We start from the raw sequence: 13108 nt of genomic DNA on the forward strand, positions 1-13108 counted from the left end.
GCGTTGCTTTCTACAATGGCGTTACACCATCGGGATAAAAAGGAATCAACGATGCCCACTTCAAGCGAACTCGCGCTGCAACAGCGTTGCCAACAAATCGTGACCAGTCCGGTGCTCAGCCCTGAGCAGAAACGCCATTTTCTGGCGCTGGAGGCTGAAAACGCGCTGCCTTATCCGCAACTGCCTGCTGAGGCACGCCAGGCGCTGGATGACGGGGTGATCTGCGATATGTACGAAGGTCACGCCCCGTTCAAACCGCGCTATGTCTTACCCGACTATGCGCGTTTTCTGGCCAACGGTTCATCGTGGCTGGAGCTGGAAGGCGCCAGCGATCTTGATGATGCGTTGTCCTTGCTCACCATCCTGTACCACCACGTTCCGTCAGTGACCTCAATGCCGGTCTATCTCGGTCAGCTCGACGCCCTGTTGCAACCATATGTTAGAATTCTAACACAAGAAGAGATCGATATTCGAATAAAACGTTTCTGGCGTTATCTCGACAGAACCCTGCCAGACGCGTTTATGCATGCCAACATCGGCCCCGCCGATACGCCAGTCACCCGAGCGATTTTACGTGCAGATGCAGAGCTAAAGCAGGTTTCACCTAATCTGACATTTATTTATGATCCGCAAATTACCCCTGACGATCTGCTGCTCAACGTGGCGCAAAATATCTGCGAGTGCAGTAAGCCGCACATTTCCAACGGCCCTGAAAATGATAAAATTTTCACAAAATGTCAGTATGGCGTCGTCAGCTGTTACAACTCGTTGCCGCTCGCCGGAGGCGGAAGCACGCTGGTCAGGCTTAATCTGAAAGCCATTGCAGAGCGCAGTACCTCTGTCGATGACTTCTTTACGCGCACCCTACCGCACTATTGCCAACAGCAAATCGCCATCATTGATTCACGATGTGAATTCCTTTATGAAAAATCACATTTCTTTGAGAATAGCTTCCTCGTGCAGGAAGGGTTGATTGATCCCGAACGTTTTGTGCCTATGTTCGGCATGTATGGCCTGGCGGAGGCGGTGAACCTGCTGTGCGATAAGGCGGGGGAGAACGCGCGCTACGGCAAAGATGCGTTCGCCAATCAGCTCGGCTATCGTATCAGCGCCCAACTGGCGGAGTTTGTCGAAAGCACTCCGGTGAAATATGGCTGGAATCAGCGTGCGATGCTGCATGCACAGTCAGGGATCAGTTCTGACATCGGCACCACGCCGGGCGCGCGTCTGCCCTACGGCGATGAGCCGGACCCGATCACCCATCTGCAAACCGTCGCGCCGCATCACGCGTTTTATCACGCCGGGATCAGCGACATTCTCACGCTGGATGAAACCATCAAACGTAATCCTCAGGCGCTGGTGCAACTGTGCCTCGGGGCGTTTAAAGCCGGAATGCGCGAGTTTACCGCCAACGTGAGCGGCAACGATCTGGTCCGCGTCACCGGCTATATGGTCCGCCTGTCGGATCTGGAAAAATATCGTGCCGCAGGTTCACGCACCAACACCACCTGGCTTGGCGAAGAAGCCGCGCGCAATACGCGCATTCTGGAACGACAACCTCGCGTGATTAGCCATGAACAGCAGATGCGCTTCAGTAAGTAGGCTGATTCCTTTCTCCTGCGTCGACGGGCCGGGCAGTCGCCTGGCTCTGTTTCTGCAAGGATGTAATCTGCGCTGTAAAAATTGCCACAACCCGTGGACGATGGGGCGCTGCAACGACTGCGGGGAGTGTGTACTGCATTGCCCGCATGAAGCGCTGAGCCTGAGCGCGGGGAAAGTATGGTGGCAGTCCGACGTGTGTCAGCAGTGCGATACCTGCCTGCACATGTGCCCCCAGCAGGCCACGCCGATGGCGCAGAACATGAGCGTTGATGAGGTGCTGGAGCATATTCGCAAGGTAGTGCTGTTTATTGAGGGAATTACGGTCAGCGGCGGCGAAGCAACCACCCAGTTGCCGTTTATCGTGGCGCTGTTTAGCGCGATCAAAACCGATCCACAGTTGCAACACCTGACCTGCATGGTAGACAGCAACGGCATGCTAAGCGAAACCGGCTGGCAAAAATTGTTGCCGGTGTGCGACGGCGTGATGCTTGATTTAAAAGCCTGGGACAGCGAGTGTCATCGACAGCTAACTGGCCGCGATAACACGCTGATTAAACAGAGCATTACCTTTTTGTCCGGGCAGGGAAAACTGGCGGAGCTGCGCCTGCTGGTGATTCCTGGTCAGGTGGATTATCTGCAGCATATCGATGCGCTGGCGGCGTTTATCAAGCGTGCAGGTGATGTACCGGTACGGCTGAATGCCTTTCATGCGCACGGGGTGTATGGCGAAGCGAAAGACTGGCCGAGTGCAACGCCGGAGGATGTCGAGCAACTGGCGCAAGGGCTACGCGAACGCGGTGTGAATAATATGATCTTCCCAGCGCTGTACCTGTGAAATGCCGGATGGCGGCTATGCCTTATCCGGCCTACACATGAGGTCAGTCCGTAGGCCGGATAAGACGCTTTTGCGTCGCATCCGGCACGCAACAATCACACAGTAAACAACGCGGTCGTATTGCGATACAGCGCGTCAGCGATCACATCTGCAGGTTCCGGGCGCAGCTCGCATAAGACGTCAAACACTCTGACTACCTGCTCAGGGCGGTTGGGCTGTCCCTGAAAGCCGTTGAGCGGCATATCCGGCGCGTCGGTTTCCAGCAGCAGCGAGTCCAGCGGCAGTTGCGCCATAACCTCGCGGGTTTTACTGGCGCGCGGATAAGTAATGGTGCCGCCCACGCCAATTTTGTACCCCAGTTGCACAAAGCGTTCGGCCTGCTGCACGCTTCCGGAAAACCCATGCACCACGCCTGTTCGTGGCAAAGCATGGCGTTTAAGGTGCATCGCCAGCTTGTCATGAGTGCGCCGCGAATGCAGGATCACCGGCAATTCGTAACGCTTCGCCAGCTTAAGCTGCGCTTCCAGCAGCCGCTCTTGCTTGTCGAATTGCGGATCGTCCCGATACAGATCCAGCCCAATTTCGCCTACTGCCACCAGCTTTTTGGGACGCTTATCCAGCGCCTGCTGCAACTGTTCCAGGCAATCATCACCATGCTGTTCAATGACAATCGGGTGCAGCCCCAGGGCAGCAAACAATGAAGGATAATGTTCCGCTAACGCCAGTACGCGGGGAAAATTCGCCGCCTGGGTGGCCGGAACGATAATGCTTTGCACGCCGACGTCAGCCGCGCGCTGAATGCTGGCAGATTCATCGCCGGTAAACGGTGGGAAATCAAAATGACAATGCGTATCGATAAAACGATAACTCACGCCAAATCCTCATTATCAAACGTCGTGTCGTTCGCCTGAGGCGCATTGGCTACCACAGGCGCGTGGGCGTCGTTGGCCACCGGCGCGGGAGGAACCACCACCGGCCCCGGCACCACAATCTTCGGCGTCTGACGAGGCAGCGGCGCATTTTTCGCCAGCAGTTTACCGACTGTCGCCAGGAAGTAACGACCACACAGGCGTCCTGTCTTGTAATCTTCCCGCAGCGCCGGAATACGGCTTCCCAACGCCATACTATGGAGCGGCTTGGGTGGATAGATCTCAAAGATGCGCAGTTTACCCGGCGGTTTCTCAATAAAACTTTGGATCGCGCGATAGCTGTCTTCATGGTGCTGGACCAGATTCAATAACGGTTGCAGACTGCTTTCGCCCAGCCAGCGTTCCATACGTTTGAACCACTGTGGCGTATAGTACATTTGCGAGGGTACTGTGCGGATAACCACCAGCGTTTTTGCTCCGTGCTTCGCCGCCTCTTGCACCGGTATGGCGTCGCTGACGCCACCATCAAGATAGTTCACGCCATCGAGCGCAACTCCTGTGCGGTAGAATCCGGGAATCGCGCTGGAAGCACGGATAAGATCGAGCCAATTTTGCCGATTCGGCGAAAAATAGCCCGGCGTGTAGTCATCGCCCCGACAGGCGCACATATAAAACGCTTTCCCTGCGGCAAACAGGCGCTCGGCGTTATCCATTGCCAGCGGCATCTGGGAGGCGGTCGAATCCACCAGCCAGTCGAGATCGATTAAGTTTCCCCCGCGCACAAAGCGCACCGGATCAAAAAACTCACGTCGGGTAGTGTAACGCATGATGACTTTACGACCGTAACCAGGCTGGTTACAGAGATAAGCTGAAAGGTTTTGCGCGCCAGCGGACGTCCCGTAGAAGAGATCAAAGGGATTGAACTGCGCCCGCATGAATTCATCCAGTACGCCAGCGGTGAAAATGCCTCTTTGTCCCCCGCCTTCGCACACCAGCGCCATACTGCCTGGTTGAAACGGACGTAACGATAACGGCGCGATATTACCGAGCGTGACGGGTATTCTCTGCCCCACCTCTGCCTTCCTGTTGTTTTTGTAATAGGAGAACAAAGTAACGCAAAATGCCTGCCGCTAAAACCGTAAAAGCCAGTCCGCTGGACTGGCTGAGTAGCAAGATATCTTTACGGTTTACTTACTAGGGTCGTTTACGCCCGGTAAACAGGCTGACCAGAAACAGAATGATCCCCACCACAAAAACAATTTTCGCTGCGCCTGCAGCGGTACCCGCCAGTCCACCAAAACCCAGTGCAGCGGCAATTAACGCGATAACCAGAAATATGATGCCCCATCGAAACATGTGCTTCTCCTTTACCATAGTTAATGTCACCGCTTGATATGAGCACTCAGGCTGCCCATCGGCGATATTTTCAGTGTGGTGCACAACACGCCTCCCGACAAACGTCAGGAGGACGAATTAAGTCTAATTAGTGAGTTTTAAGATCGTTTTTGACGCTTTTCACGCCATCAATTGCTTTGGCGATGCTTTCAGCGCGATCGCTTTGAGCCTGTGATTCAACGGTTCCTGAAAGCTGTACCACGCCATCGGTGGTTTCAACCTTCACTTTGCGGGAAGGGACAATATCATCGGCCAGCAGTTTGGCTTTTACCTCACTGGTGATTGCCGTATCGCCCGCATAGCCTTTTACAGAAGTATCTTTGCTATCACGCACGTGTAATTTGTCGCTGACGGAGGTCACACCCTCTACGCCTTTCGCCACTTTCACCGCCTCTTCGGCTTGTGCCTGGCTTTCAACAAACCCGCTTAGCGTCACCACCTTCTGATCGGTTTTGACGGAAATATCGGTGCTCTTAATGCTATCGTGGTCCACCAGCGCGGCTTTCACTTTCGCGGTGATGGTGCTGTCATCCATGAAATTACCGACTTTGTTCATAGAGCTATCGACTTTCTGCCCCGCACTTTCGACGCCGGATTGCGCTTTATCCGTCGTGGAGTTTTCTGCAAAAGCAGAACCCGTTGCAACAGCGGAAGTCAGCATCACGGCCAGCAGCGTTTTAGAAATCTTAAGTCCTGTCATTGTCATCGATGTATTCCTGTATGTTTGCTAAAAGCTATGCTCTGCCGTTATAGGGCTTGAGCCAGCAACTAATCTTGTAAGTGGAATAAATATCAGCAATAGAAGCTGCAACAGGCAGCCTAAAAAGCATTTAACGCCGACATTTATGTCATCACATTGTTAAATATAGTTCAGGATTTCGTGATCGCAGTCCAGATTGACTAAAAAACAGGCAAACAAAAGAAAAATGAGAGGTTTTAAGAACATTCCGCAAGGGATTTAAAAGACAGGGAAAGTTGCAGGGCACGGCGGATACCGTGCCCTGGAAGGTCGATTAGTGTTCGCGCGTTTTACGGAACTGAACGTCTGGGTAACGTTCCTGGGTGAGATTCAGGTTAACCATGGTCGGCGCAATATAGGTCAGGTTATCACCGCCATCCAGCGCCAGCTGAATTTCGTTTTTACGCTTGAATTCTTCGAATTTCTTCACGTCAGAACACTCTACCCAGCGGGCAGTCGCCACGTTGACCGACTCATAAATCGCTTCAACGTTGTATTCGCTCTTCAGGCGTGAAACCACCACGTCGAACTGCAGCACACCGACAGCGCCCACGATCAAATCGTTATTGGCGATCGGACGGAAGACCTGCACTGCACCCTCTTCTGACAGCTGAACCAGCCCTTTCAGCAGCTGTTTCTGCTTCAGCGGATCCTTCAGGCGAATACGACGGAACAGCTCCGGCGCGAAGTTCGGAATACCGGTGAACTTCATCATTTCGCCCTGGGTGAAGGTATCACCAATCTGGATAGTGCCGTGGTTGTGCAGACCAAGAATATCGCCCGGATACGCTTCTTCCACGTGAGAACGGTCACCAGCCATAAAGGTCAGCGCATCGGAGATAACCACGTCTTTACCAATGCGCACCTGGCGCATTTTCATGCCTTTTTCGTACTTACCGGACACCACGCGCATGAACGCCACGCGGTCACGGTGTTTCGGGTCCATGTTGGCCTGAATTTTAAACACGAAGCCGGTGAACTTCTCTTCGGAAGCCTCAACGACGCGGGTGTCGGTTTTACGCGGCATCGGCGCAGGTGCCCACTCCACTAAACCGTCCAGCATATGGTCAACGCCGAAGTTACCCAGCGCGGTACCGAAGAAGACCGGGGTGATTTCGCCTGCGAGGAACAGCTCATGGTCGAATTCGTTAGACGCGCCCTGCACCAGCTCCAGTTCGTCACGCAACTGCTGCGCCAGGTCTTCGCCCACGGCAGCATCAAGTTCCGGGTTGTTCAGACCTTTAACAATGCGGACTTCCTGAATGGTATGGCCTTTACCCGTCTGGTACAGGTAAGTTTCGTCTTTATATAAGTGATAGACGCCTTTGAACAACTTACCGCAGCCAATCGGCCAGGTGATCGGCGCACAGCCGATTTTCAGTTCGTTCTCGACTTCATCCAGCAGCTCCATCGGATCGCGGATGTCACGGTCGAGTTTGTTCATAAAGGTCAGGATTGGCGTATCGCGCAGACGGGTAACTTCCATCAGCTTACGGGTCCTGTCCTCAACGCCTTTTGCGGCGTCAATAACCATCAGGCAGCAGTCCACCGCCGTCAGGGTACGGTAAGTATCTTCGGAGAAGTCTTCGTGCCCCGGGGTATCCAGCAGGTTGACCAGGCAGTCATGGTACGGGAACTGCATTACGGAGGTGGTAATCGAGATACCACGCTGCTTTTCCATTTCCATCCAGTCAGATTTGGCATGCTGGCTGGAGCCACGGCCTTTTACCGTACCGGCGGTCTGAATCGCCTGTCCGAATAACAGTACCTTTTCAGTAATTGTCGTTTTACCGGCATCCGGGTGAGAAATAATGGCAAAAGTGCGGCGTTTGGCCACCTCTTGCAAATAAGGAGACAACGTCATAGTCAAATCTTCTTAGGTAAGCACGGCAACGGGCCGTGCAAGTTGAATACGAAAAATTGCGGCTATTTTACCCATCAACGGGGGGGAGGCAATCAGTGTTTACACAGGAGTTGCTCCAGTTCGCTTAATGACGCTATGGTCCAGGTGGGCTGAATGCCCGCTGGCTGCTCGCGGTGGTGCGTATTTAGCCAGCAGGTGGATAGCCCGGCGTTAATGCCGCCAAGAATATCGGACTCTGCGGTGTCACCCACCATCAGCACGCGGGAACGGTCAGGATTGCCCGCCTGCTCCAGCGCATGGTCAAAAATACGGGGATCGGGTTTTGCCACGCCAACCTGCTCAGAAATCACCAGCAGGTCGAAATAGTCGCGCAGCCCCGTCCGCTCAAGGCGGATTTGTTGCAACGCCGTAAAGCCGTTAGTAATGATGCCGATTTTCGCTTTACCACGAATCGCATTGAGCAGAGAAACCGCCCCTGGCAACGGCGAGCAGATTTCCGCCATCGCATTGATGAATGCGTCGTTAAGCTGGCCTGGCTCGACCTTCAGGCGTTCAGCCCAGCTCTGGAAACGGGCATGCTGCAGTTGTAATGAGGTAATCGCGCCGTTTTGATAATCCACCCACAGCGGTTTATTTACGGCCTGGTAGTCCTGAAAATCTTCAGCGGTAAAGGTAATGCTATAGTCGAGAAACATCCGCTGTAAGCCGGTAAACGAGTCAAACGTAAACAGCGTTTCGTCGGCATCAAAGAAAATCCAGTCCCACTTCTTCATCATTACACCTTGTCTTACATGCTGATTGGCAATGCCATGATAATGGCATCTTCATGACCATCGGCCGTCGGATAGTAATTGCGCCGGATCGTTGCCTCGTTAAAGCCCAGGCTTTCATATAGCGCGATAGCAGCAGCATTTGAGGCGCGCACCTCAAGCCACAGGGTCAAAATGCCACGCTTTTCCAGCTCATCGATCAGGTGCTCCAGCAGCTCACGCCCCAGGCCCCGGCGCTGAAAGTCAGGATCAACGGCGATATTGAACAGCGTAGCTTCATCCAGCACGACCTGCGTAATCGCAAAGGCGGCCATCACGTCGCCAACCCTCAACTGAAAATTGAGGTAGCGATCGCCCTGGTTGCTGGCAAATGTTTTTTCACTCCACGGAAAAGCGTGGGCGCGTTTTTCAATCTGAAATGCTGCAGGTAAATCAGTCGGCTCGAGGGAAGAAATCGTGTTCATATGCGCAGATTTGTTGCCATAACGCGGCGCGGGCCGCTGGGTTTTCCCGTAATTCATTAAACGCAGGACTCGCGACCTGAGCGCCCTCCAGCAGCAGCGGCTCATCGGTTCCTAGCCGCCAGCTATTACAGCGGCTGCCCTGCGGCAGCATGGCGACACGGTCAGGCGTCAGTTGTAAAACCTGATCCGGGCTGACGGTTAATGCGCGTAAAATATCGCTCATCAACGGTTCGGTTAGCGCGGGTAACTGTGCAGCAACCATCACCAAACGGACATGCGCAGGAATTGAAATCGCGATCTCGCCCTGCAATGCGCCAGGACGACGCAACGACCACTGCGTAATGCCCAGTTGCTGTAACTGCCAGTCTCGTCGGGATGTCATAGCGAAACACTCCTGTAATCAGGGGCGCAAATATAGCAAATTTGTCGAATCCGCGCCATCAAACAACTATAATCCCCCGCTGTACAATTTAAGGAGCACTCCATGTCTGCTTTTACCCCGGCAAGTGAAGTCTTGCTGCGCCACAGTGATGATTTCGAACAAAGCCGTATTCTGTTTGCCGGTGATTTGCAGGATGACCTGCCTGCCCATTTTGAAAGCGCCGCCAGCCGTGCGCACACTCAGCAGCTTCACCACTGGCAGGTGCTTAACCGCCAGATGGGCGACAACGTCCGCTTCAGCCTCGTCGCGCAGGCCGATGACGTCGGCGAAAGCGATACGTTAATCTACTACTGGCCGAAGAATAAGCCGGAAGCCCAGTTCCAGTTGATGAACCTTCTTTCGCTGTTACCGGTAGGTACTGATATTTTTGTGGTGGGTGAGAACCGCAGCGGCGTACGTAGCGCAGAGCAGATGCTGGCCGAATACGCGCCGTTGAACAAAGTCGACAGCGCGCGTCGCTGTGGCCTGTACCATGGTCGTCTGGAAAAACAGCCGGTCTTTGATGCCGAAAAATACTGGGATGAATACCAGACCGAAAATCTGACCATCAAAACGCTGCCGGGCGTATTCAGCCGCGACGGCCTGGATGTTGGCAGCCAACTGCTGCTCTCCACGCTGACGCCACACACCAAAGGCAAAGTTCTGGATGTCGGCTGTGGCGCGGGCGTACTCTCCGTCGCGCTAGCCAGCCACTCGCCAAAAGTGCGCTTAACCCTGTGCGATGTTAGCGCCGCCGCGGTTGAAGCCAGCCGCGCAACGCTTGCCGCCAACGGGATTGAAGGTGACGTCATCGCCAGTAACGTCTTTTCTGACGTGACGGGTCGCTTTGATATGATCATCTCCAACCCACCGTTCCACGATGGGATGCAGACCAGCCTCGATGCCGCGCAGACGCTGATTCGCGGCGCAGTGCGCCACCTCAACAGCGGCGGTGAGCTGCGTATCGTGGCGAACGCCTTCCTGCCTTATCCGAAGGTACTGGATGAAGTGTTTGGCTTCCACGAAGTTATCGCGCAGACCGGGCGCTTTAAGGTCTATCGCACCGTTATGACGCGCCAGGCGAAAAAAGCCTGACCGATCCAGGCCGGATAAGGCGTTTACACCGCCATCCGACGTGACACCGATCAACGCCGGATAGCGCTAGCGCTTATCCGGCCTGGATAAAACGCCAAACCCCGAAGAAACGCCTTTTTTTTCGGCAATCACGTTAAGTTCGATAATTAACTGTTGACGCCCTGCATAAAATCTCTAGAATTCGCCCCCGTGGTAACGATACTTTTTGAGTGTCGATGGTATGCGAAGGTGGCGGAATTGGTAGACGCGCTAGCTTCAGGTGTTAGTGTCCTTTCGGACGTGGGGGTTCAAGTCCCCCCCCTCGCACCATAATCCACGTTGATATTGCTCGCACTGGGCGAAGGTGGCGGAATTGGTAGACGCGCTAGCTTCAGGTGTTAGTGTCCTTAGGATGTGGGGGTTCGAGTCCCCCCCCTCGCACCAACGAGGCGATATCAAAAAAATAAGATGACTGTGCGAAGGTGGCGGAATTGGTAGACGCGCTAGCTTCAGGTGTTAGTGTCCTTAGGATGTGGGGGTTCGAGTCCCCCCCCTCGCACCAATTATCTTATTCCCCTCTCGGTTTTCTTCCCTGTTTTGTTCATCCCTGATTCCAGTTCATCATTATCAGAACAATGCCGCCGATCAGCGCCGCGCAAGAAGGCAACAACACAAAGTGCCGTAAACGCTTGTGGTACAACATGAGCGAAGTCAGAAGTAATCCTAATACAATCATCGCCTTCCATACGTAGACCGACAGGTCACTAAATGCCATCCCGGCAATAAGTATTCCCGGCAGCAGAACCCCCCATCCACTGCCCAGCGTACGTTGCAACATGGTATCACCTATGAAATTGATAATGATAACCAATATCATATGATAAATTTTCTCATTTGTCAGCTATGGGGCACTATCAATTATATGAGTTTTACTTAACGATTGATGACATAAATAATTTAAGGTGATAAATTGCTCGCCGGTTAGCTTTTCAACTAAAAACAATAAAAACCTCAGCGAATGTTACCCCGTTCGTTATTTGTTTTATTTACCAACACACCTTCGTACATTGCAGATAACTAACAATATTTACCTATGACAGTACAATCCTGGCGAACTCTGCGTACCAAAAAATACCAACTCTCTTTACGACTGTTTCTGCTGCTCAATGCAATCTCTGCACTGTTTACGCTTTTTTTCCCACTGTTTGCGGTGAAAGCTCTGTCTGTACCGGCGCTGCTGATGCTTGTAATGAGTACATTGTTGCTGGCATGGCATGGGAAATATGCGGACAAAAGAATTAATCTCCCTTTTATTTCAATCGTTTTTGGCTTGCTATGGGCGTTACATATTTTCCTGAAATATAACGCGCTGGGTCATAATGATTATTATTTTCTATTGATCGCCCTTCTCAGCGTGCTGTTTATTGGATCTATCGCTTTTGCCAATAATATCATCGCGTTTACGCTTCACTCATTGCCATCCGTCGCCGTCTGTTTATGGCTGAACGGCAGCGAGCATGGTTTGCGAATTTTCTATTTTATGGCGCTGCCCATGGCCGGGATTGCCATCCAGCATGTAATACAAAAGCGCTACGATGGCTTCGCCCAACAGCTGATGTATAAACTGCTGGAAGAACGGGAAACCCTGAACGGACTCAGCATGCTCGACCCGCTGACCGGTTTGTACAATCGCCGGGGGCTGCAACACAGACTTGATACACTGCTGGCCCTGAGTAATTCGAAACACTACGTCCTGCTGCTGGATATCGACCATTTCAAAGCCTATAACGATCACTACGGGCATATGATGGGCGACCAGGCATTGATCCGGGTTTCTGCCGCGATTCGTGACTCCGTGCGTTCCCGGGACGTGGTGGCGCGCTTTGGCGGCGAAGAGTTTATGGTTCTGCTGACCGCAGTCGATCCCCAACAGGCCCAGGCTGCTGCCGAGCGCATTCGCCAGAAAGTGTACGACCTTAAAATTCCCCACATGTTTAATGAGAGCGTGGCAACTAACGTAACCGTTAGTATCGGCATTGCGCCTCTTGTTGAGCAGGATATTGAGGCCGCTATTGCCCGAGCGGATAAAGCCCTTTATGAGGCCAAGAACCTTGGGCGCAACAGCACGCTGGTCAGCGATGAACTGCGGGTAAACTGCCCTTCTGCCTGAGCTATCTGTGCGGTGTCGCCCGAGATGGCGACAAAGATCTTGCCATCGCTCAACGCCAATTATAGGATTAGCAATCATTATCATTAAGATTAACATCCTTATATCGACATGGCTTATCGTTCCGCACCGATCGTTGAAGATGTCATCTGGCGTAGCCATCTCCCGGCAAAGATCCCCTCGCTGGCTGCTGCCGTACGCGCAACGATAGCCAAAACCCGTGAGCACCTGCTGGACTTCATTCGTCTGGACGAAACACCTGTACCAGGTGCGATGACGCTGCATGAATGGACGCAACCCACGACGTTAAGTTCATTGCTGGCGGTTTATTCAGACCATATTTATCGCAATCAGCCCACGCTGACACGCGAAAATAAGCCGCTGATTTCTCTCTGGGCCCAGTGGTATATCGGCCTGATGATGCCTCCGCTCATGGTAGCTCTGCTGACGCAAAAAGAGGCTATCGATGTCTCTCCTGAACACATGCACGTAGAATTCCACGAAACGGGCCGTGCAGCCTGTTTCTGGATCGATGTGCATCAGGATCACCAGGCCACGGTCCTGTCTCCTCAACAACGTATGGAAACGCTGATTCTCACAGCGCTGACGCCGGTTGTGCAGGCGCTGGAAGCGACAGGCGAGATCAACGCGAAGCTTATCTGGAGTAATACGGGATACTTAATTCACTGGTACTTAACGGAAATGAAGCCGTTGTTAGGTGAAGAACTGTTGAACACGTTGCGCCAGACCTGCTTTTTTGAGAAACAACTCTCCTGCGGCCAGGATAACCCCCTGTGGCGTACCGTTGTTCCACGCGAGGGACTACTGGTGCGCAGAACCTGCTGCCAGCGCTATCGCCTGCCCGATGTTCAACAGTGCGGTGACTGCACGCTGAAGTAAGCGAGGAG

The 13108-nt window shown here is 53.2% G+C and carries 14 protein-coding genes and 3 tRNA genes; 8 read left to right on the plus strand and 9 right to left on the minus strand.

Annotated features, from left to right (window positions below; genetic code table 11):
* The first annotated feature begins 51 nt into the window (after positions 1–51).
* Positions 52–1602, plus strand: a complete 1551-nt coding sequence (locus WHR59_RS20270) for a YjjI family glycine radical enzyme (RefSeq protein WP_338843404.1) — start codon at positions 52–54, stop codon at positions 1600–1602.
* Positions 1574–2437 carry a YjjW family glycine radical enzyme activase gene (locus WHR59_RS20275; RefSeq protein ID WP_181634099.1) on the plus strand — a complete coding sequence of 288 codons (864 nt, stop codon included), beginning with the start codon at positions 1574–1576 and terminating at the stop codon, positions 2435–2437. Before WHR59_RS20270 ends, WHR59_RS20275 begins: the two co-directional genes overlap by 29 nt.
* Before the next feature lie 95 nt (positions 2438–2532).
* Here the strand turns inward: WHR59_RS20275 and WHR59_RS20280 are convergent, their stop codons facing one another.
* The 8 genes from WHR59_RS20280 to holD form a co-directional block, all read right to left on the minus strand.
* The gene (locus WHR59_RS20280; RefSeq protein ID WP_075145241.1) at positions 2533–3309 is read right to left on the minus strand and encodes a metal-dependent hydrolase; all 777 of its coding nucleotides are present in this window, start codon (positions 3307–3309) and stop codon (positions 2533–2535) included.
* The gene (locus WHR59_RS20285; RefSeq protein ID WP_043018334.1) at positions 3306–4379 is read right to left on the minus strand and encodes a patatin-like phospholipase family protein; all 1074 of its coding nucleotides are present in this window, start codon (positions 4377–4379) and stop codon (positions 3306–3308) included. Before WHR59_RS20285 ends, WHR59_RS20280 begins: the two co-directional genes overlap by 4 nt.
* Positions 4380–4500: 121 nt before the next feature.
* Complete coding sequence (locus WHR59_RS20290; RefSeq protein ID WP_003019081.1) at positions 4501–4662, minus strand: DUF1328 domain-containing protein; 162 nt, start codon at positions 4660–4662, stop codon at positions 4501–4503.
* Positions 4663–4789: 127 nt separating this feature from the next.
* Positions 4790–5407 carry a molecular chaperone OsmY gene (gene osmY, locus WHR59_RS20295; RefSeq protein WP_043018333.1) on the minus strand — a complete coding sequence of 206 codons (618 nt, stop codon included), beginning with the start codon at positions 5405–5407 and terminating at the stop codon, positions 4790–4792.
* Between the two features lie 307 nt (positions 5408–5714).
* Positions 5715–7304 carry a peptide chain release factor 3 gene (gene prfC / locus WHR59_RS20300; RefSeq protein WP_016151601.1) on the minus strand — a complete coding sequence of 530 codons (1590 nt, stop codon included), beginning with the start codon at positions 7302–7304 and terminating at the stop codon, positions 5715–5717.
* 92 nt (positions 7305–7396) lie between these two features.
* Positions 7397–8077 (minus strand): pyrimidine 5'-nucleotidase, encoded by a 681-nt coding sequence (gene yjjG, locus WHR59_RS20305; protein ID WP_080625753.1) that lies wholly within the window; start codon positions 8075–8077, stop codon positions 7397–7399.
* A 14-nt stretch (positions 8078–8091) separates the two neighbouring features.
* Positions 8092–8538, minus strand: a complete 447-nt coding sequence (rimI, locus tag WHR59_RS20310) for a ribosomal protein S18-alanine N-acetyltransferase (RefSeq protein ID WP_043018331.1) — start codon at positions 8536–8538, stop codon at positions 8092–8094.
* Entirely contained in the window at positions 8507–8920 is a 414-nt protein-coding gene (gene holD, locus WHR59_RS20315; protein ID WP_047406371.1) for a DNA polymerase III subunit psi, read from the minus strand. The genes rimI and holD overlap by 32 nt, the downstream gene beginning before the upstream one ends.
* A gap of 102 nt (positions 8921–9022) precedes the next feature.
* Here holD and rsmC point away from each other — a divergent pair, with 102 nt between their 5' ends.
* The 4 genes from rsmC (at position 9023) to WHR59_RS20335 (ending at position 10595) form a co-directional block, all read left to right on the plus strand.
* A complete protein-coding gene (rsmC, locus tag WHR59_RS20320; protein ID WP_213733371.1) occupies positions 9023–10054 on the plus strand; it encodes a 16S rRNA (guanine(1207)-N(2))-methyltransferase RsmC in 1032 nt (343 codons plus the stop codon).
* Between the two features lie 222 nt (positions 10055–10276).
* Positions 10277–10363, plus strand: a tRNA-Leu gene (locus tag WHR59_RS20325).
* 28 nt (positions 10364–10391) lie between these two features.
* Positions 10392–10477 (plus strand) — tRNA-Leu (locus tag WHR59_RS20330).
* 32 nt (positions 10478–10509) lie between these two features.
* A tRNA-Leu gene (locus WHR59_RS20335) sits at positions 10510–10595 on the plus strand.
* A gap of 39 nt (positions 10596–10634) precedes the next feature.
* Here the strand turns inward: WHR59_RS20335 and WHR59_RS20340 are convergent.
* Positions 10635–10910 (minus strand): DUF1435 domain-containing protein, encoded by a 276-nt coding sequence (locus tag WHR59_RS20340; RefSeq protein WP_043018328.1) that lies wholly within the window; start codon positions 10908–10910, stop codon positions 10635–10637.
* Positions 10911–11126: 216 nt separating this feature from the next.
* On the opposite strand from WHR59_RS20340, the gene WHR59_RS20345 reads away from it, so the two are divergent.
* A complete protein-coding gene (locus WHR59_RS20345) occupies positions 11127–12203 on the plus strand; it encodes a GGDEF domain-containing protein (RefSeq protein WP_043018327.1) in 1077 nt (358 codons plus the stop codon).
* A 108-nt stretch (positions 12204–12311) separates the two neighbouring features.
* A complete protein-coding gene (fhuF, locus tag WHR59_RS20350; protein ID WP_047406377.1) occupies positions 12312–13100 on the plus strand; it encodes a siderophore-iron reductase FhuF in 789 nt (262 codons plus the stop codon).
* The last annotated feature ends 8 nt before the right edge of the window (positions 13101–13108 follow it).

Source organism: Citrobacter europaeus (assembly GCF_037482245.1).
GTDB classification, from domain to species: domain Bacteria; phylum Pseudomonadota; class Gammaproteobacteria; order Enterobacterales; family Enterobacteriaceae; genus Citrobacter; species Citrobacter europaeus.